The 18,312-nt window shown below is 64.3% G+C and carries 19 protein-coding genes; 1 reads left to right on the top strand and 18 read right to left on the bottom strand.

Going from position 1 to position 18,312, the window contains the following annotated elements; translation table 11 throughout:
• Positions 1 to 25: 25 nt before the first annotated feature.
• Complete coding sequence (locus XH83_RS21900; protein WP_194402820.1) at positions 26 to 532, bottom strand: hypothetical protein; 507 nt, start codon at positions 530 to 532, stop codon at positions 26 to 28.
• Between the two features lie 9 nt (positions 533 to 541).
• Positions 542 to 1,048 (bottom strand): hypothetical protein, encoded by a 507-nt coding sequence (locus tag XH83_RS21895; RefSeq protein ID WP_194402819.1) that lies wholly within the window; start codon positions 1,046 to 1,048, stop codon positions 542 to 544.
• A 142-nt stretch (positions 1,049 to 1,190) separates the two neighbouring features.
• Here XH83_RS21895 and XH83_RS21890 point away from each other — a divergent pair, with 142 nt between their 5' ends.
• On the top strand, positions 1,191 to 2,858 hold the full coding sequence (locus tag XH83_RS21890; RefSeq protein WP_194402818.1) for a hypothetical protein: 1,668 nt from the start codon (positions 1,191 to 1,193) through the stop codon (positions 2,856 to 2,858).
• Here XH83_RS21890 and XH83_RS21885 read toward each other — a convergent pair.
• The 16 genes from XH83_RS21885 to XH83_RS21810 all read right to left on the bottom strand — a co-directional run bounded on the left by XH83_RS21885 (position 2,848) and on the right by XH83_RS21810 (position 18,284).
• Positions 2,848 to 3,882, bottom strand: coding sequence for a Gfo/Idh/MocA family protein (locus XH83_RS21885; RefSeq protein WP_194402817.1), 1,035 nt, complete (start codon positions 3,880 to 3,882; stop codon positions 2,848 to 2,850). The genes XH83_RS21890 and XH83_RS21885 overlap by 11 nt on opposite strands.
• Positions 3,883 to 3,885: 3 nt before the next feature.
• Positions 3,886 to 5,091 carry a class I SAM-dependent methyltransferase gene (locus XH83_RS21880; RefSeq protein ID WP_194402816.1) on the bottom strand — a complete coding sequence of 402 codons (1,206 nt, stop codon included), beginning with the start codon at positions 5,089 to 5,091 and terminating at the stop codon, positions 3,886 to 3,888.
• Between the two features lies 1 nt (position 5,092).
• On the bottom strand, positions 5,093 to 6,301 hold the full coding sequence (locus XH83_RS21875) for a class I SAM-dependent methyltransferase (protein ID WP_194402815.1): 1,209 nt from the start codon (positions 6,299 to 6,301) through the stop codon (positions 5,093 to 5,095).
• A gap of 239 nt (positions 6,302 to 6,540) precedes the next feature.
• A complete protein-coding gene (locus XH83_RS21870) occupies positions 6,541 to 7,470 on the bottom strand; it encodes a lysylphosphatidylglycerol synthase transmembrane domain-containing protein (RefSeq protein WP_246776290.1) in 930 nt (309 codons plus the stop codon).
• 114 nt (positions 7,471 to 7,584) lie between these two features.
• On the bottom strand, positions 7,585 to 8,166 hold the full coding sequence (locus tag XH83_RS21865; protein ID WP_194402813.1) for a WbuC family cupin fold metalloprotein: 582 nt from the start codon (positions 8,164 to 8,166) through the stop codon (positions 7,585 to 7,587).
• A complete protein-coding gene (locus XH83_RS21860) occupies positions 8,144 to 8,809 on the bottom strand; it encodes a class I SAM-dependent methyltransferase (RefSeq protein ID WP_194402812.1) in 666 nt (221 codons plus the stop codon). The genes XH83_RS21865 and XH83_RS21860 overlap by 23 nt, the downstream gene beginning before the upstream one ends.
• A 25-nt stretch (positions 8,810 to 8,834) precedes the next feature.
• Complete coding sequence (locus XH83_RS21855) at positions 8,835 to 9,227, bottom strand: LIC12192 family sporadic carbohydrate cluster protein (protein ID WP_194402811.1); 393 nt, start codon at positions 9,225 to 9,227, stop codon at positions 8,835 to 8,837.
• Positions 9,220 to 10,026, bottom strand: coding sequence for a sporadic carbohydrate cluster 2OG-Fe(II) oxygenase (locus XH83_RS21850; RefSeq protein WP_194402810.1), 807 nt, complete (start codon positions 10,024 to 10,026; stop codon positions 9,220 to 9,222). Before XH83_RS21850 ends, XH83_RS21855 begins: the two co-directional genes overlap by 8 nt.
• Positions 10,023 to 11,141, bottom strand: a complete 1,119-nt coding sequence (locus XH83_RS21845; protein WP_194402809.1) for a DegT/DnrJ/EryC1/StrS aminotransferase family protein — start codon at positions 11,139 to 11,141, stop codon at positions 10,023 to 10,025. The genes XH83_RS21850 and XH83_RS21845 overlap by 4 nt, the downstream gene beginning before the upstream one ends.
• A complete protein-coding gene (locus tag XH83_RS21840) occupies positions 11,131 to 12,237 on the bottom strand; it encodes a DegT/DnrJ/EryC1/StrS aminotransferase family protein (protein ID WP_194402808.1) in 1,107 nt (368 codons plus the stop codon). The genes XH83_RS21845 and XH83_RS21840 overlap by 11 nt, the downstream gene beginning before the upstream one ends.
• Positions 12,238 to 12,245: 8 nt before the next feature.
• The gene (locus XH83_RS21835; protein WP_194402807.1) at positions 12,246 to 13,205 is read right to left on the bottom strand and encodes a transketolase family protein; all 960 of its coding nucleotides are present in this window, start codon (positions 13,203 to 13,205) and stop codon (positions 12,246 to 12,248) included.
• A gap of 10 nt (positions 13,206 to 13,215) precedes the next feature.
• Positions 13,216 to 14,064: a transketolase gene (locus tag XH83_RS21830; RefSeq protein ID WP_210346978.1), complete on the bottom strand. Its 849-nt coding sequence runs from the start codon at positions 14,062 to 14,064 to the stop codon at positions 13,216 to 13,218.
• Complete coding sequence (locus tag XH83_RS21825; protein ID WP_194402806.1) at positions 14,039 to 15,076, bottom strand: aminoglycoside phosphotransferase family protein; 1,038 nt, start codon at positions 15,074 to 15,076, stop codon at positions 14,039 to 14,041. The genes XH83_RS21830 and XH83_RS21825 overlap by 26 nt, the downstream gene beginning before the upstream one ends.
• Positions 15,073 to 15,684, bottom strand: coding sequence for a hypothetical protein (locus tag XH83_RS21820; RefSeq protein WP_246776289.1), 612 nt, complete (start codon positions 15,682 to 15,684; stop codon positions 15,073 to 15,075). The genes XH83_RS21825 and XH83_RS21820 overlap by 4 nt, the downstream gene beginning before the upstream one ends.
• 5 nt (positions 15,685 to 15,689) lie before the next feature.
• Complete coding sequence (locus XH83_RS21815) at positions 15,690 to 16,691, bottom strand: NAD(P)-dependent oxidoreductase (protein ID WP_194402804.1); 1,002 nt, start codon at positions 16,689 to 16,691, stop codon at positions 15,690 to 15,692.
• Positions 16,692 to 16,718: 27 nt separating this feature from the next.
• A complete protein-coding gene (locus tag XH83_RS21810) occupies positions 16,719 to 18,284 on the bottom strand; it encodes a PfkB family carbohydrate kinase (protein ID WP_194402803.1) in 1,566 nt (521 codons plus the stop codon).
• Positions 18,285 to 18,312: the final 28 nt, after the last annotated feature.

The raw sequence follows: 18,312 nt of genomic DNA, 5'->3' as shown, positions 1-18,312 counted from the left end.
GGGGATATCTGTGTGTTCCGCGCAACTAGTCGGGAAAATCATAGAGGCTGGTGTCGCCAATGCCGAAGGCCCGGCGCAGCTGCCCGACGCGGCGCGCCATCGTCCGGCCCGCTGTCGTCGCCGCGAAGTGTGAACCGGTGCGCTCGACCAAGCCGCCATCGACCAGGTTCCGAATTCGTCCCTGGAACAGATCTGGAACCTGCTGTTCAACGATCTCCGAAAGCGGAGCTCGCCGCTCGGGCCGGTCGACGACGCCGAGGAGAATGTCCAAGGAAACCGACTTGTACACTGCGCCAAAAGCGAAGACGTACGCCATGACGCAAAACCCGAAAATCGACGCGGCGTCCCAATACTGAAATTGCGCAACGACGAAAATTCCGAGCGTCACGCCGAGACCATGGGTGACGATCGCAGCGATCGCGAGCAGGACCACGGGTCCAATCGTCCATCCGCGAGCGCGGGCCATGAGTTGCAGGACAGGCGCCAGCAGGGCGAAGGCGACGGCGGCGGCGAGGCCGATAGCGAAGGACATCACAGCCGCTCACCCAAGCCCGGTCGACAGACGAACGAGTTTGACGAGACGCGCGACAGCCAACCCCTTGGCCGTCGGAGCCAGCTTGCTGTCTGCCGTGATCACCATCCCCGCGCGGACCAGCAATTTCAGGCGGTTGTGCGTGAAGGTGCCGAGATCTCCGCCCTGCATGTAGGCGACGGCCCATTGCTCCAGAGTGAGGGGATGCCCGGCCTGGACGAGCGCGGTGAGCAGCGTCAGCGTAAAGCCCCAGGCCAGCAGGCTGAACAGGATGTACCAAAGCATCATCGCCGTCGCCAACAGAAACAGGCCGCCGAGCATGTCGGCGAGATGGCGCTCGCCGGGGAGCGCGATGCAGGCGATTGCGTAGAGGACCATGACGCTGAGGCAGCCGAGCCGGAAGCGGCGGCCGGATCCGCCGGTGGCGGCAATGCGCGCGTAGCACAGCAACAGCAACGGCAACGCGACACTGAGACCAATCGCTGCGGCTTGCGCCGGGCCCGGTAGCATGTTCATCGTCCCGGATGCCTCTCAGGCCTAGCCACAGCAAAAGTCTATAGGAGGTCGTATTTTTTCGGTCAAGGGAGCCCGTCATCCCGCCCTTGCGGACGTCAGTTGGCCGTGCGAATCCTAAGCCCGCGCCCTTCCTCCGTCCGAGATGTCCCCATTGCTGCGTGCGATCGTCGTCCTCCTCATCGTGTTGCTGGCTGCGCATGCGCCGATGCTCCTGAACGACGGTCTCTTCATGGACGACTGGCTGGTGCTCAAGCCCCGTCCGGACTATTTCATCGACATCGACTTCCTGCTGAATGGCGCCGGTCACCCGATCTTCTACAGCTACGACACGTTCGCGAACTGGACGGGCGCCCCGGTTGTCGTGATGGTATCGCTGGCGCTCGCCGGAATTGTGTTTGGCGCCATATCGCTCGCACTGACCGCGACGCGCCTCGGCCTGCTCGACCGCGCCGAGGCGGTCGGTTTCGCGCTGATCGTCTGGACTTATCCCGGCTATCAGCTTTGGGCGGGCAAGGCGAACGCGGTCTATGTCTTCAGCTTCGGGCTGCTGTTCATCGGTGCATGGCTGTTGACGCTGGCCTTCGGCGCTCACGGCCTGCGGCGGGTGCTGCTTCGCGTGGCCTGTGCGCTCGTGTTCCTGCTGAGCTTCGCACTCAACTCGACGATCGTGCTCTATGCCTTCGTTGTGCTCGGCCTGTTCGTCGCGATATGGCGGGAGGGGAGCGCGGCGGACGGCTTCGTGCGCCGCACATGGCTCGCTTGCTGGCGCTGCGCCCTGCGCTATCCGGAATTGGCGGTGCTTCCTCTGATCTATTGGGGCGTGCTCAATATCTGGTTCAAGCGGATCGGCGTGTACACCCAGCACTATGACGCCCATCTGCCGACGTTTGGCGAAATGGCAGGCGGATGGGGTGCGTTTTTCGCCGCCGGCTATTGGGACGTCGGGGAGCATGCGTTCAGCGTGGCGACGGAGGTCCCTGCCTTCTTCATTCCAGCGGCGGTGCTCGTCGCCATCGTCCTGCTGCTGCGTCCCGACCCGAAGCGGGCCACGTCCGCAATAGCGACCGTCTTGCCGCTGGTGCTCGCCGTGGTTCTGTTCCTGGCGTTGTCGTCTCCCTATCTGATCGCCGGCCTCCGGCCGTTGTCCACTCATTTCTACGAAAGCCGTCATCTGCTGATGTTCGGTGTGCCGTTTGCGCTGACGCTCCTTGCATTGAAGCGGCTGCTCGAACGTTTGACCGGTCCCACCGCCGCGTTCGCGCTCCTGTTCGGATTGGGCCTGATCACGTCGATCAGCATGCTGTGGAGCGGCTACCTCTTCATGCAGGCGAGAGCGCTGAAGCAGGAGGCGCTGGCGCGCGACCTTGCCGCCAGGGTCCAGCCGGCGGCGACGGTTTATGCGCTCGACGACGGCTTTTTCGACTCCAAGTCCCGGCACATGCTGTTCGGCCTTGCCGAGGTCACCGGCATGCTGCGCCTTGCCTGGGGCAATCAGCCATTCTTCGGATTTGCACTGCGTGCCGAGCGGCCCGACATCCTGCGGAAAATGGAGGAGGCGCGGACGGCACCAGGAAGTGCATTCCATCATTTCGATCCGTCGGGGCCGCAGGCGACGATCTCGTTCCAACCGGGCCCTGGCGCCGCGCCAAACCAGGCTTTGGTGCGGAAGTACTATGCATGCCGGTTGCTGGCGCGCTGCGATGTTGCAGAGTTCCTGTCTCGACTTGCGCAGGTCACGATCAAGGTGGGTCCGATCCCCGGCATCCTGCCGCTCGATGGTGCAAGCAAGAGTGCTGAGCCTAGCCGCTAGCCAGCCGCTTCCAGACTGTTTCCGCGAGCGCGATATCGATCACCGAATCCTCGCCGGAAGCGAGCGGTGTGCTCAGCGCGGCGACATCGGAAACGAAGGCGTCGGCCTGGCGCCGAAATGCCCAGCTCGTTTCACCCGTCAAGCGCGTGCTTTGACCATCATGGTCGATAATGACCTCTGCCTCTTGCTCGGCAAAGGGTGGGGGCAACTCCAAGGTCACCGCGCCGCGCTCGAAATTGATCGTCAGTCCCTCGCGCCAGGCTCCTTCAGAGCCGTTCACGAGATCCAGCGCGCAGGCAATGCCGTCGAAGTCGAGCGTGATGCGCGCGGCTCCCGAAGTCTCGATCGTGCTTTCGCCGACCGTCGGCGACGATCCGAGCAGGTCGCGCGAGAGATTGATGACATGGCTGAAGACGTTCAGAAAATTGTCGTAGCCGGGACGCATCGTGCTCGGCATCCAGTCGGGGCCATCCTGCCAGAGCTCGAGCCCGTCCGGCCGCGCTTCGCCGGTCATCACGAAATTGTCCTGCGACCGGCCGGTGTCGCCGCCGAAGCACCAGCCTGTGGCCCGGACGATGCGTCCGAGTGACTGGTCGCTACGCAGGCGTGCCAGCACTTGCCGCGCCCGTGCCACACCGGCATCGTGACGCTTCATGTAGCCGATGCCGTAGACGAGGTGTTGCCGCCGCGCGGCTTCGACCAGCGAAATGGCCTGGGCCGTCGTGTAGGCCATCGGCTTCTCCGACAGCACGTGCCGGCCGCTGTTCAACGCCTCCAGCACGATCGGGCCCGTGGCACGACGCTTGGTCACGACGACGACGGCGGACACCGCGCTGTCGGCGAGCAGCTCCCGGTGCGTGCCGTAAACCTTGGGGATGCCGAACTTCTGCGCTGCGGCGGCAGCGAGGTCCGGCCGAAGATCGGCGATCGCGACGACGCGGCAAGCGGGATTGGCAGCGAAATTGGCGAGGTGGCACATCTGGCCGACCATGCCCGTTCCGATGATGCCAATGCCTGGCTTCACTGGCTACGATCCCTCGAGACGCTTCCGGACGACGAGAAAATGCGCCGGCTGTCCCCATGTGTTGATGAACGCCGGATCCGACTGGGTGAGGGCGGTGACCGCGGACGCATCGCGTCGCCCGATCGCGCCAAAGATGCGATGGAAACTGTCGAGCGTTGCCGTGATGGCTTCGATGTCCGCAGCGTCGTCGGCGAGTACGTCTGCGGTGCGGATCGTCTCGCGCAGGGACGCGAGGCCCGCGACCACGCGCGGCAGGCTCTCGCCGAAGGGATCGTCGATCATCCCATCGACGTCGAGCACCAGCGCCTCGATCGACGCGGAGATTGCCTGCACGGCATCGGACGTGCCGACCAGATACAGCTTTCGCCCGCCGAGGAAACTCAGGCGGCTGCGGTCGAGATGGCGCCTCGCGCGATGCAGCTTCTCGTCACCGGACAGGACCTTCTTGTGCCAGTAGATGTCCAGGCTGTCGCGGTAGGCGGGCCATGCCGAATGGATGTCGAAACCTTGTTCATGCGCCGCCGCGCACAGGGCGGCCGCGTCGAGGAAGTAGCGATACCTGACGAACGGATTTTCCAGCACGTCCATCAGCCAGGATTCGAAGCTGCGGGTGTGCGGGATGCTGTTCCACTTCGCGTCGAACAGCATCTTCGCCGTCTCCAGCGCGGGGCGACCGGTCAATGCCTTGCCGGCCGCATGGATCGCCTTGAGCGCGAGCTCGAAGAAGCCGCCGTAGCGCTCGTAATAGGACACGACGGCGTAACCGTCGGGATTGAGCAGGCGGTGGAAGATGCCGAGCCATTTTTCGCTCGGCTGCACGGTGTAGATGAAGCCTTCGGCATCGATGATGTCGAAGCGGCGATCGCTGCGGAAGCCTTCGACATCCGCCAGGGCGAGCTCGCGGAGACGCTCGGTCAGGCCGAAATGCGCGAAGTAGGCCTCGATCTTGGGGTGGGCATGCCGGTTCGGCTCGGCGAGCGTCATGTTCGCGCCCCAGCCGGCAAACACCAGCGCATTCTCGCCGGAATCGGGGCCGAACTCGAGCACCTCGGCATTGCGGAACAGCCGCGGCGGCAACGCCAGCTTGTCCGAGAACAGTTCGCGCCGCTGGCTCGCGTAGGCTTCGAGCTCGGTGGAGGACTTGAAATTCCCGAACGTCGGCAAGACGTCCTGACGTTCGTAATAGTTGAAGAGCTTGTCCTCAGCCATGCTACGACCTTAGCGCCGCCTCGAGACGATCGAGCTCACTCCAGATGTCGGAGGGCGCGAAGATCGAAACGATCTGCAGCGGACGCTTCACATTTTCGCGCAGCCGCTTGCTGACCTTGGCTTCGTTTTCCTCGTTCACGGCGAGAAGACAGACGAGTGGCCCCGACTTGCCGGCGAGATCCTCCGGTGAGCGAATCGGAATGCCGGTGCCGGGCAGGAACAGCCCTTGACGCTCCTTCTGATCGTCGACCGAGAGGTCGACGAGATCCGCCAGCTCGTGCGCGTTCGTGAAAGTGCAGGCACGGCAGCCGGCGCCGTAGATGGCGACCTCCGCGCCGTTGGCGCGGGCTTTGGCGAGAACCGGGCGGAGACGTGCGCCATACTCTCTCGCGCGTTGGCCGAATTTCTCGCCGACGCCGGACGGCGCAGGCGGCACCGTCACCGTGCCCGCGGCACGGCGGGCTGCGATCGCAAGGCTGCCGCCGCTGAAATTGTATTTTTTCACGGACACCGCCTCGAAGCCGTGGCGCGCCAGCAGTGCGAGCAGGGTCGGTTCGGTGAAATAGCTGACATGCTCCTCCCAGAGGACGGAGAGGTCTCCCGCCGCCGAGCCGGGGGCGAAATCGGGCACGTCGATGAACAACAGCCCGTCGTCGCTGAGCGCGATCTTGACGCAGTCGAAGAAGTTCTCGAAATCGACGATGTGCTCCAGCACCTGACGCGATATGACGAGGTCGAACTTTCCGGACTGAGCGACTGCGTCGTGGGCCATCTCCGGACTGAGCATGTCGGCATAGACCTTGATGCCGCGCTCGCGGGCGATCTTGCCCGACACCGGATTGGGCTCGACGCCGACCATGACCTTGGTGCCGCGTTCGCGCAGCTTGTCCATGAACAGGCCGTCATTGCAGCCGATCTCGAACACGGACTGATGCTTGGAGAATTTCGCGATGGTGTCGAGCTCGTCAGCCTGATGCGGCTCCGGCTTCCAGCTGCTGAAATTGTAGTTGAACTGGCGGTACAAAATCTCGGGATCGATCGGTTTGACGATCTGGGGCAGGCCGCAATCGCCGCAGGCCAACACCTCGAACGGGAAGCGCTCGTCCTGCTCGTTTCGGCTATGCCGAAGCCGATGCGCAATCGGCATCAGTCCGAGGTCGATGACCGGACGCAGGTTGGTCGAATGGCAAAGGCGGCAATGGTCGGTCAATGGTCTGGCTCTTTGCAGGAAGAACAGGGGGGACATGGCCCCCGGGCGAGACTCAAACTGGTTCAAGCCTATATAATGGCGCCGCCTGCGCCACAATTCCTAACTTGCCCTGTCCTCCCGCGCCACCAGCGCCGGAACAGCTCCGCGCCTCAGCACGGTCGTCTTTGATCAATGGCATCCGGCTTCTCCGGTTACCGCGGCAGTTCCGTGCGGTGCACGTCCCCCACAGATTCGCGCAATTACCGCTGGCGGAGCGATGTTGCGGTGTCATCCGGTTCGGCGCCGTAAGTCGCACGCTCCGGTGCAAGCAGCCACACCGCGCCCCCGATGAAGCCGACGACGAGATTGCAGAGCCCGAGCAAGATCGATATCGCGAGCGCCTTGTCGGATGCGATGCCGACGAGCCCGAGCGCACCGACCATCGCCCCCTCGCGAATGCCCCATCCTCCGATCGAGAGCGGAACGGCAGCTGCCATGATGACCAGCGGCACGAGGACGAATGCGTCGAGTGCGGACAACCCGGCGTCCACGCCAATCGCGAGCGTATAAGAAGCCGTAACGGTCAGAAGGTGAACAACAATGGCCGAACTGAACAAGGCTTTGCGTCCGGCTCTGGCAAGTAGCGGCGCTTCGAGAAGCGCCGCAAACTGCATGATTCGGACGGGAAGAACGGCAGTCATGCGGCCCGGCAACCTGCCCAACGTCATGAGGACAATTGCGCCGAAATATGCGGCAGCGACGATCGCTGCGACGGCGGACAGCAGGACGGTGTCATGGATGCGCGAAATCAAGAGCGGCATTCCCAGCAAGATGAGGAAGCCGAGGGTCAGAAGTCCGATGAACCGATCTGCGACAATGCTGCTCAACGTCTGCGACCACTTTATTCTATGCCGCCGCAACATCCATATGCGGACCGCTTCGCCGCCGGAGGGCAACACCTGATTGAACCAGGCGCTGGCAAGAACGATGCGCCATCCGGCCACCCAATCCAGAGACACGCCGATCGCGCGGAGGATCAGAATCCAGCGGTTGCATAGGACGAACGTCTGCGCGAACAGCAGCGCCATCGCCAGCGCGAGCATGTGCAATTTGACAGCGAGAAGGTCCGCCTCGAGCGACGAAAGATCCAGGTCGCGCACGACCAGAACGATGATGCCGGCGGAGACCATGAATTTGGTCAGGACAATGATTGTCTTCTTCCCAGGTCGCATCGTCAGCCCGTTCCACCAGTCGAGCTCGCCGTCATGTGAAGGTGATCGGGACCAGCGGAGCGGTCACGGCTCTCAACCTTGCCTCGCCAGCTGTTCCGCGGTGAGGGCGCCAATCCTTGTGACGTAGTCCTGCACCGCGGCAGCGTCACTGCCGTCGGGTGCCCAATCGGGAAATGCCGTGCCGGAGGGATCGAACGGCCCGGCGGTGGTTTCGTGGAACACCAGCCATTCCGATGTGATCAGGATTGAGTGGAAGACCTGTTCAGGCATCCGGTAGTAGCAGCGCTTGCCCTGGCCGTAGGGCGCCATCTCGAGTACGTCGCGAATGCGGCCGTCGTTCTCGAAGATCACGACCTGTGCGGTGCCCTCGATCACGTGAAACGATTCGGGTTTGCCAAAATGCTTGTGGGGCCGCACATAGGCCTCGCGATGATGCACGATCAGCATCTCGTGCAGGCCGGACGAGGGGTCGGGGTGCGTGCATAGCCGGCTGCGCAGACGCGGGTTGCCGGCGGCGATGCGTTTGAGCTCGGCGATCGTGGCGTCATCCGCCGTGACGATGGCGTCGTCCGAATAATAGACTTCGGGATTTTGCGCGCGCAGCGAGGCCGGCCGGCGCCGGCCCGTCGCCTCATTCGAAGAAGATGAACCCATGGTCGCCCCGATAGCCGCATTTGTCATAGATCCACGCCCAAGTCTCCGGGCCGTGGAAGCTCAGGCAGGTGAGCTGCCAGTAGAGCAGATTGGCCTTCTCACGCTCGTTGCGGAAGGATTCCACCATCAGATATTTCGAGGTGCCGCGTCCGACGCGTTCGATCTCGGGCACCGCGCGGAACACGTCCTCGAGCGGAAGGTTGTGCAGCACGCCGAGCGACACCACGAGATCGAAGCTGTGATCGGGGTAGGGGAGCTCGACGGCGCTGCCGACCTGTAGAAGCGGCCGGACCTCCTCCTTGGCATTGGCGATGCCGTAGTCGGAGATGTCGATGCCGGCAATGGTGAGGTCGGGGACGAGCTGGGTGAACTCGTAGAGCAAATAACCCTTGCCGCAGCCGACGTCGAGCACGCTCATGCCGGGCTTGATGCCGTAGCGATCGATCAGGGTCTGGGCCAGCGGGCGCCAGCGTCCGTCATAGCGATAGCCGCCATAGCCGTAGCGCCGATCGCCGTCCCAATAGTCGCGGCCCCATTGCCGTGCCACGGCGGCGGATTCCGCCTTGTCGTGCTCGACCACGCGCTGAACGTAGTTCCGCCTGGTCGAGGCGTGCATCGGCTGGAGCAGGTTGACCTCGGCCATGATCGTCAACCCGTTCGCGGCGTCGTCACAGGATGGTCGCGTATTGATTGACCAGCAGGATGTCCTCGACGGCCTGGATGTCCTTCCGCGACGACAACGTGATCTCCTCGACGGCGGCGTGGAGGTCGCAGCCTTCGCGCAGCACGCGGTCGTAGATTTCCCGCCGGCGAGCCTCGTCGGGTGGCAGCATGAAGATGCTGTAGAGGATCATGCCGTTCAGGCGGGGCAGCTCGTCTAGGATATCCTCGAGCACCATGTAGCTGCCGGGCATGATGTGCTCGACGGCGCTGAGCAGAAACTGCAGGTTCTTGCGCCGCGCGTAGTCGCGGATCACGATGTTCTGGACGTGCTGCGGGGTGCGGCTGCCGTTCAGCGGCCGGGCACCGATATAGCCGCGATGGCCGGCTCGCTCAGCCATGGAAGCCTCCCGGTAGCTTGTATTGCATGCCGACCCGTGTCGCCGGGCGCAGCAGGATCGGTTCGAAGAACTCGCCGAAGCGCTTGTCCGCGTAAGGCGACATGATGCTCTTGAAGCGGCAGTTCATGCTCCACCGCGTGCCGCGCTCTTCGTTGACGCGGTTGCCGTGCATCAGCGTCTGGTTGAACAGCATCACGTGACCGTAGGGAATCTCGATGAAGGTCGCGTGCGGCTTGATCGTCTTGTACAGCTCCTCGGCGCTGCGCAAGGACGCCATCTTGTCCTGCATGTCGCCGTTCAGCGACGGCGGCAGCAGATACATCGCTTTGGTGCGGTGGACGTCCACCAGCGGCACCCATACCACGACCTCGAACGGCGAGTCGCCCGACCAGACATCGGAATGGGTGGCGAGCAGCGAGGAATCGTCGCCAGGCATCTGGATGCTGAGATTGACGCGGCGCTGCATGCAGAGCTCGTTGCCGACGATGGTCTCGATGGTCGAGCGCGCGAGGCGGAAATAGGTCGGCCGGAACCATGGTTCGGCGTTCAGGCCGTTGAAGACATGCAGCCGCAGGCCATTGAGATCGTCGACGCTCACGCGCGTGTGGATGCTGTCCAGCATCGCGTAGGGATCGTTGCTGTGCGGCAGTTTCAGATAGTCCGCCGCGAGCTCGGCGGCGCGCCGCTGGATGCGGTCGAGCCCGGCGCGATCGTCGGCCGGCGTGGTGACGAAGCCGTTGTCGATGAAGCGCTGCGCCAGCGCCTGCTCATCGGCCTGAAGGAAGTCCGTATCCGTCATGCAAAATACTCCCGGGCGGTCGCGCAGATGTAACTGATGTCGGCGGCCGACAGGAACTGGTTGATGGGAAGCGTGAGGATCTGGTTCGCCTGCCGCTCGGTTACGGGGAACGCGCCGCGGCCGTGCCCCAGATGCGCCGCGGCCGGCTGCAGGTGGATCGGGACCGGATAATGGATCGCGGTCTCGATGCCCTTGTCGGCGAGATATTTCTGGAAGTCGTTGCGGCGGTCGGTCTGCACCACGAAAGTATGGAAGGTGTTGAACTCGATGTTGCGGCAGGGCGGAATGAACAGAGGAAGTCCTTCGAGCTCGGCGCGATATTGCGCGGCGTTGCGCCGCCGGCGGTCGATCACCGAGGGCAGATGACGCAGGCGGATGCGCAGCACTTCGGCCTGCACCGTGTCGAGCCGTGACACGATGCCCCATTCCTGGACGTCGCTGCGGTTGATCAGGCCGTGATTGCGCAGCCGGCGGATCCTGGCGGCGAGGTCGGCGTCGGCAGTGACGAGGAATCCGGCGTCGCCGGCAGCGTTGAGATTCTTCAGCGGATGGGCGGAGAAGCAGCCGAACGTTCCGATGGTGCCGCTCATGCGGCCGTCATAGGTCGAGCCGACGGCTTGCGCGCTGTCCTCGATCACGGCGAGCGCGTGCTTGTCCGCGATCGCCATCAGCGGGTTCATGTCGGCCATGCGCCCGGTCAGATGCACCGGCATGATCGCCTTGGTGCGCGTCGTGACGGCGGCCTCGACCGCAGCCGGATCGATGTTCTGGTCCGGCAGCACATCCGCAAAGATAGGCGTGGCGCCGACCGCGATGATTGCGGCGGTCGATGCCACGAACGAATTCGGCGGGGTGATCACCTCGTCGCCGGGCCCGATGTTGAGCGCGCGCAAGGCGAGGATCAGTGCGTCGGTGCCGGAATTCAGCGTCACCACATGGGGCGAGCCGAGATAGGCCGACAATTCCTCTTCGAGCTTTCCGACTGCCGCGCCGCCGATGAAGTCGCCGCGCTGGAATACGCCTTCGACCGCCTGCATGATCTCGGCGCGCTCTTCCTCGAATTGCGCGGGAAGATTGACGTAACCGATGCGCCGGCGGCCGGTGTCAGCGTCCATGGCAGAACTTCCTGACGGTCTCGATGACGCGATCCTGCTGGGCACGAGTCAGGTGCTGGTCGACGGGAAAGCTGATGACCTCCTTGGCGTGGCGGTCGGTGACCGGGAAGGTGCCGGGCGCGTAGCCGAGATGCCTCAGGCCTTCCTGCTGATACAGCGGGATCGGGTAGTGGATCTTGGCCTCGATGCCGTTGTCCAGGCAGTATTTGTAGAGCTCGTCGCGGCGCTCGGCGAACACCATGTAGAGGTGGTAGACGTGCTTCACGTTGGGCCGGCGCGCGGGAACGCGCAGGCCAGGCAGGCCGGCAAGGCCCGCGTCGTAATAGGCGGCGTTCTCGATCCGGCGCCGCGTGATCTCGCTGGTCTGGCCGATCAGCCAGTTGCCGACGACGGCCTGCAAGGAATCGAGCCGCGAATTGCAGCCGAGGATCGCGATCTCGTCGCGGTTCTTCATGCCGTGATTGCGGATGAGACGAAGCTTCTCGTTCATGCCGTCATCGTTGGTGACGACGACGCCGGCATCGCCCCAGACGTTGAGGTTCTTCAGCGGATGCAGGGAGAAGCCGGCGGCGATGCCGTGGGTGCCGGAGCGCTTGCCCGCGAACTCCGACAGGATGCCCTGGCAGGCGTCCTCGACCACGGGCAAATTGTGACGCTGCGCGATCGGCATCAGCTTGCCCATGTCGGTGACTTCGCCGGTCAACTGCACCGGCATGATCGCCTTGGTCTTCGCAGTGATCGCGGCCTCGACCTGGTCGACATTCATGCAGAAGGAATCGTCGCAATCGACCAGCACCGGCGTCGCGCCGGTTTCCGCGATGGCACCGACGGTGGCGATGAAGGTGTTGGCGGCGGTGATGACCTCGTCGCCATGACCGATGCCGAGCGCCTTGAGCGGCAGCTTGAGCGCGTCGGTGCCCGATCCGACGCCGATGGCGTGGCGCACGCCGATCAGTTCGGCAAAGCGCTTCTCGAATTCGGCAACGGGCTTGCCAAGGGTGAAGTCACCGGTCGCCACCAGCCGGCCGATCTCGGCGAGGATCGGGGCGGGGTCGGAGAATTGCTCGAGCAGATAGGAATATCGAACGTCGTACATGTGACCCGTCAGGTGGAATGGAGTTGAGGAGAGGAGGGGTGCGAGGCGGTAAGCGTGCGCTCGATCGAGGTCGCGATGGCGTTAGCGGAGAGTCCATGCTTCTTCAGCAGCGAATCCTGCGAGCCGTAATTGTGCATGAAGCGGTCCGGCAACGACAGCCGCAGCATCGCAGGCAGGCCCGAACCGAGCTTGTCGATCAACGTCTCGGCGACTGCGCTGCCGAGGCCGCCGGAGGGGACGTGCTCCTCGAGCGTCACCAGCAGGCGCGTCGCGCGCACCGCCTGCAGCAGCGCTTCGGTATCGAGCGGCTTGACCGTATGCATGTGCAGGATGCCGGCGCGAATGCCTTGCGCGGCCAGCAGGTCGGCCGCAGCGAGGGCACGCTGGAGCATGATGCCCGTGGTGACCATCACGACGTCGCCGGGCGGCCGCATCAGGATGGCCTTGCCGATGTCGAAGCCGTGCTCGGCCTTCGAGACGATGGCGTCGCCGCCTTTACCCAGCCGGATGTAGATCGGGCCCTTCCAGTCCAGTGTCTGCCCCATCATGCGCGCGGCCTCGTCGGCGTCGCACGGGCAGATCACCGTCATGTTCGGCAGCGCCCGCATGATGGCGATGTCCTCGATCGCCTGATGGGTGGGGCCGAGCGGCGCGTAGACGAGGCCGCCGCCATTGGCGATCAGCCGCACCGGCAGATTGTGCAGGCACAGATCCACGGCCACCTGTTCATAGCAGCGCCGGGTCAGGAAGGTCGCGATGGTGTTCACGTAAGGAACAAAACCTTCCATCGCGAGACCGGCCGACATGCCGATGATGTGCGCTTCCGAAATGCCCTCGATCAGATGGCGCTTGGGAAACTCCTTGCTCATCGCGCGCAGCGTGCCGGCGCCGGGATCGGAGCCGATGTAGAGCACCCGCTCGTCTTGCGCAGCGAGCTTGTGGACCATGTTCATCGCGGTGTTGCGCATGGGGAGCCGATCAAAAATCGCCGACGGCGACGCGAATGGCGTCGAGCTCGCTGTCGGTCAGCTTGTTCTTGTGATGCCAGTCGGCGTTGGATTCCGCGGCCGGCAGACCCTTGCCCTTGACGGTATGGCAGATGATCGCGGTGGGCTTGCCTGGAACGGCCGGGACCTGCTTCAGGACCGTGCGCAAGGCGCCGACGTCGTGGCCGTTGACCTCCTGCGCGGCAAAGCCAAAGCTGCGCCACTTGTCGGCGAGCGGCTCCAGCGGCAGCACATAGTCGGTGGGCCCGTAGCTCTGGAGCTTGTTGTAGTCGATCATAGCGACCAGATTATCGAGCCCGTGCTTGGCCGCGCCCATGGCGGCTTCCCACACCGATCCCTCGTTGATCTCGCCGTCGCCGAGCAGGACGAAGGTCCGGTAGCTGCGCTCGCGCATTCGGGCGGCGAGCGCAAGGCCGACGCCGATCGACAGGCCGTGGCCGAGCGCGCCGGTCGATGCCTCGACGCCCGGCACCATGCCGTATTCGGGATGTCCGCCCAAAATACTGTCGGGGCCGCAGAAGCCGTCCAGCTCCGACAGCGGGAAGAAACCGCGATCGGCGAGCAGCGCGTAGAGCGCGAGGCAACCGTGCCCCTTGCTGAGGATCGCGCGGTCGCGATCGGGGTCGCGTGGGTTCGTCGGGTCGATCCGCAGCACGTCGTCGTAGAGCACGCGGACCATTTCGATCAGCGAAAGGGCCGGACCGACATGGCCGCGTCCGGCTAAACGTACAGAACCGAGGACCAGGCGGCGCAGATAGAGGCTGCGCTCGTCCAGCGTGCAGGTGAGGGCAGCTTCAGCGTGGGGTGAGATCTGGATCACGTTGGCAAATCGTCTGATGAAGCCGGCGGGCTTTGTCGAGCTGACCGGCAAGGCGGACCGTCAGATCGCCACCTTGCGCAACCAAGGCGCGCCGGGAGCGGCTTTCGGGCAAATAGGCATTCAGGACAATCAGGCACCAAATCGCCCCGAACAGAGGATACAGCACGTCACGGCGGACCGCAAACGCGTCATCCCTAGCCGAGAAGGCTTGCGTGAGGCGTTCGATCAGGCGATTCGCATTTGCCGCCGGCAGATCGCTGCCCGGGTGGATCGCGGTGTCGGACAGGAGTTTGACGGGATCGTCCCAGCCGAAATATTCGAAGTCGATGAAGCGCAGGCGGCCGTCGTCGCCGCGCAGGGCGTTGTGCAGCCCGAAGTCGGACGGGCTGAGCGCGCGATGCGCAGGCGCAAGCTCCGCTGCGGGATCCCGGCCCAGTTCCGCATAGCGCTGGCGAAGCCGTCGAATGGCGGTGGTCGTGCTGGGAACCAGGCTGCCGTCGATGAACGCGCGCAGCTCCGGATGATCGTCCGAGGCCCGCCTCAGCCCGTCGAGGCGCTGCTCGTACTGGGCGATGGCTTCCTCGGGCGAAAAGATGCTGGCCGAGGCGTTGCGCAGAGCCCGAGCACCCTCGGCGTCGCGCAGCTTCTGCAACTCGATCAGGAAATCGGCCAGCTGGTCGGCATCGTTCTCCTGGGGACGCAGCACCGCCGCGTCTCCGTCGAACCATTGATACAGCGCACAGAACGCATCTGTGTCCTTTGCGATCGGCCGCGGCGTCGTGGTCATGCCGTGTCGCGAGAGAAATGTGAGCGCGTCGTATTCCTGTCCGAGGCGATCACGCCCGTCGGACGGATAATGCTTGAGGGCGAGGGGCGGTGCCTTCGCCATCTCCAGCCGGAACACCCGGTTGTTGCCGCCGGACCGCGCCGGTTGGGCGGCGACGACCTGCGCCCCGGCCAGGCGGTTGCCGATCGAAATTGCATCCTGCGCGCTCAGCTCCGGCCCGCTCATTGCGCGAACACTCCGCGGCTTATCTCCGCCCAGCTCGCGATCGGCTCGCAATGACCGGGATGAGGCGGCTGCGACTGCGTGAACAGGATCGCTCGCGTCGCCTTGGGAAAATGCGGCTGCTCGAACACGTCGACGAGATCGTCGATGAAGATGTCGAGCTTCAGGCTCGCGAGCCGCTCGACCTTGGCCGCCAGCGTGTCCTCGAAATAGACATCGCCCGCCGCCAGCGGCGCATCGGCGGCGTCGATGACGCCCGCGCTCTTCAGCCAGTCCCGCGCGGCCTCGCGCAAATCGACGCGGTCGGGGTCCTGATGGCCGAACTGCGTCTTGTGGCTGACGATGTAGACACGCGCACCGGCCTTGCGGCAGCTCGCGAGGAATTCGCGCACGCCCGGATAGATCGTGGCGCCGCCGATGCCTTTGCCGTAAACGAAGCCCTGCAGCCCTTGCCAGGCCAGCTCGCCGCCGGCGCGGGACCGCAAGTGATCCCGCACCTCGGTCTTCAGGCCGACCCAGCCCTCCGGCACCAGCCCACGCTGCCGTGCGACGGCGGCAAAGACCTTGTCGTAGCAGATGATCGTGTTGTCGAAATCGATGCCGATCCGCACGCCGCTCACTTCAGGCTGATGTTCTGCATCATCTTGATGTTGAAATACCGGGGATCGTTCAGCGAGTTCGGCAGGCGGCCGCCCCTGAAGGCGTCCACCAGGCCGGACACGGCCTGCTCGATCGTGTGGGTCGGCGCAAATCCGAGCTCGCGGCGGATCTTCTCCGAGGAGACGTGGTAGGAGCGCAGGTCGTCGGTCGGCTCGACGGCTACCTCGACGTTGTCTCCGACCACCGATTTGACGATGTCGGCGATCTTCATCAGCGAGTGGTTCTCGTAGCCGATGTTGTAGGTCTTGCCGTCGATCTTCGCGTCATCCTGCTGCAGCAGGAACAGATAGGCCGCGGACATGTCCTGGATGTGCAGATTGGGCCGCTTCTGCGTTCCGCCGAACACGCGGATGCGGCCGGTGTTGACCGCGAGGTTGGTCAGGATGTTGACGACGACGTCGAGCCGCTGCCGCGGAGCGTAGCCGCAGACGGTGGCGGGACGAACCGTGCAGGTGACGAAACCGGACGCCGCCTCTTCGGCGAGGTCGGTCTCGCACATCGCCTTGAACTTGGAGTAGTCCGTGAGCGGCTCGCAGGACAGTTCCTCGGTCACCTCGGCTTCGTCCTTGATGCCGTAGACGCTCGACGAGGAGGCGTAGATGAAGCGCTTGATGCCGGCCTTCTTCGCGGCGCGCACCATGGGCCGGAAGCAGTCGTAGTTGATGGACTTGCCGAGCGCCGGATCCAGCTCGAACGAGGGGTCGTTGGAGATGCAGGCGAGGTGGATCACCGCATTGTTGCCGCGCAGGGCCTCGTTGATCGCGGCCTCGTCGCGGATGTCGCCCTTGATCAGGCGAAGGTTAGGATTGTCGCGAACGCCACTGAAGACGTCGTCGCCGTACATGAACAGGTCGAGCACGGTGACCTTGTGGCCGGCCGCCAGCAACTGGGGAACCAGCACGCTGCCGACATAGCCGGCGCCACCGGTGACCATCACGTTCCATTTCTGATCAATCACTGTCGTTCTCCAGATTTTCCGTTCGCGCTACTTCAACAACGCGGTGACGAACTTGACCAGCGGTGCCTTTTCGACCGAGCTGCGATGGCCGACGATACCGACCTTGATCGCGCCCGCCGCATTGCCGATGAAGGCGACGTCCTCGATGTTGCCGCCGGCCGCCACCAGCGGCGCCGTAATCGTCAGGAAGGCATCGCCGGCGCCGACCGTGTCGACGACGGTCTTGGTGAAAGCGGGCACGCGCGCGACGCCGGTCTTCGACGAGAAGGGGTAGCAGCCGAAGGAGCCGTGCGTGATGATCATGTTGTCGCAATCGATCTCGCGGTGCAGGCCGTCCTCGATCACCGACGCGATGTCGTTGAACTTGTCGGTGGCGGCCAGCCGCGCTTCCGGCGCGTCGATGCAGATGTAGTCGGCCCGCGGATACTTCGTGATCAGATTGTAGCCGTGGTTGCCGCTGTTGCTCTGGGCGTTGACCGCCAGGAACTTGGAGTTCGCGATCAACGCCCCGATCGTGCTGGATGCGATCATGCCGTGGCCGAAATCGGTGACGATGACCACGTCCGCGCCGCGCACGCGCTCGGCGGTGACGCGGTCGATCTCCTTGCGCGTGGTCTCGTCGAGCGGCGTGTCGTCCATGGTGTAGACTTCGAAGAGCTTGTGGAGATAGCCCATCTCGACGTAGCGCAATTTGCGGGTCGTCGGGCGGCCCTGAATGCGGATCGGCGTCACCGTGACATTCGGGCGGACATGCGCGCGAATGAACTCTTCGGGGTAGTCGTTGCCGCCCAGCGTCGTGACGATCTCGACCGACTTGCAGAAGCTCGCGACGTGGTTGGCCGCGGCGATGACGCCGCCGGCAAACTGCTCGCCATTCTTGAACAGGGTGGCGACGATGTTCTCCTTCGACGCCTTCCCGAGCGCCGTGACGTACTGGTATTCGTCGATGATGGTATCGCCGACCAGCACGACATGCATGTCCTGGATCTTGTCTATCAGCTTCAGCAGCCGCTCGGCGCCGCCGCCTTCGCGAACCTTCTGCAGGTAGTCGCGCAGCGGCGGATCGTAGATGTCGAAGTAGCGGTTCAGCAGCGACGACGAGCTGAAGGTCACGTCGCGCGTGAAGACGATTCGCCCGCCGTGACGCTCGACGGCCTCGCGCTCGACCGCGATCTTGCCGGTGACGTCATCCTCGGGGTTCTCGTAGTCCGAACCCTTCACATAGATGTCGGGGCGCACGGTATCGAGGACCGGCTCGGCGCTGGAGGTCTGGTTGATGCCGACCCAGTCGACCGTGCCGAGCGCGGCCAGCATCTCGGCGCGCATGTTCTCCGGAAAGATCGGCCGTCCCGGGCCCTTGTTGACGAATCGGTCGGCAGTGATGGTCACGATGACCACGTCGGCCTCGTTGCGCGCCGCCAGGATGTGCCGGACGTGGCCGAGATGCACCAGATCGAACACGCCGTGGCAGAGCGCGACGGTCAGGCCCTTGGCCTGCGCGGCGCGGGCCACCTCGCCAAGCTGCTCGACCGTCTTGATCTTGTCGTGCGGTGCCGGATGGACGGCCGGCCTGTCTGTGCGTGCATTAGCCATGTGAATCACCCAAAGCGCCGGTAGGTCT

It is taken from the genome of Bradyrhizobium sp. CCBAU 53351, from assembly GCF_015291745.1.
Taxonomy (GTDB): domain Bacteria; phylum Pseudomonadota; class Alphaproteobacteria; order Rhizobiales; family Xanthobacteraceae; genus Bradyrhizobium.
Note: the sequence above shows the minus strand (reverse complement) of the source record. Positions and strands in the feature narration are given on the sequence as shown.

What these genes read in the sequence shown, in the direction of transcription:
- XH83_RS21900 (WP_194402820.1), bottom strand. Translation starts at nt 532, where the DNA reads ATGTCCTTCGCTATCGGCCTCGCCGCCGCCGTCGCCTTCGCCCTGCTG.
- XH83_RS21895 (WP_194402819.1), bottom strand. Translation starts at nt 1,048, where the DNA reads ATGAACATGCTACCGGGCCCGGCGCAAGCCGCAGCGATTGGTCTCAGT.
- XH83_RS21890 (WP_194402818.1), top strand. Translation starts at nt 1,191, where the DNA reads ATGTCCCCATTGCTGCGTGCGATCGTCGTCCTCCTCATCGTGTTGCTG.
- XH83_RS21880 (WP_194402816.1), bottom strand. Translation starts at nt 5,091, where the DNA reads ATGGCTGAGGACAAGCTCTTCAACTATTACGAACGTCAGGACGTCTTG.
- XH83_RS21870 (WP_246776290.1), bottom strand. Translation starts at nt 7,470, where the DNA reads ATGGTCTCCGCCGGCATCATCGTTCTGGTCGTGCGCGACCTGGATCTT.
- XH83_RS21865 (WP_194402813.1), bottom strand. Translation starts at nt 8,166, where the DNA reads ATGGGTTCATCTTCTTCGAATGAGGCGACGGGCCGGCGCCGGCCGGCC.
- XH83_RS21860 (WP_194402812.1), bottom strand. Translation starts at nt 8,809, where the DNA reads ATGGCCGAGGTCAACCTGCTCCAGCCGATGCACGCCTCGACCAGGCGG.
- XH83_RS21855 (WP_194402811.1), bottom strand. Translation starts at nt 9,227, where the DNA reads ATGGCTGAGCGAGCCGGCCATCGCGGCTATATCGGTGCCCGGCCGCTG.
- XH83_RS21850 (WP_194402810.1), bottom strand. Translation starts at nt 10,026, where the DNA reads ATGACGGATACGGACTTCCTTCAGGCCGATGAGCAGGCGCTGGCGCAG.
- XH83_RS21845 (WP_194402809.1), bottom strand. Translation starts at nt 11,141, where the DNA reads ATGGACGCTGACACCGGCCGCCGGCGCATCGGTTACGTCAATCTTCCC.
- XH83_RS21840 (WP_194402808.1), bottom strand. Translation starts at nt 12,237, where the DNA reads ATGTACGACGTTCGATATTCCTATCTGCTCGAGCAATTCTCCGACCCC.
- XH83_RS21835 (WP_194402807.1), bottom strand. Translation starts at nt 13,205, where the DNA reads ATGCGCAACACCGCGATGAACATGGTCCACAAGCTCGCTGCGCAAGAC.
- XH83_RS21825 (WP_194402806.1), bottom strand. Translation starts at nt 15,076, where the DNA reads ATGAGCGGGCCGGAGCTGAGCGCGCAGGATGCAATTTCGATCGGCAAC.
- XH83_RS21810 (WP_194402803.1), bottom strand. Translation starts at nt 18,284, where the DNA reads ATGGCTAATGCACGCACAGACAGGCCGGCCGTCCATCCGGCACCGCAC.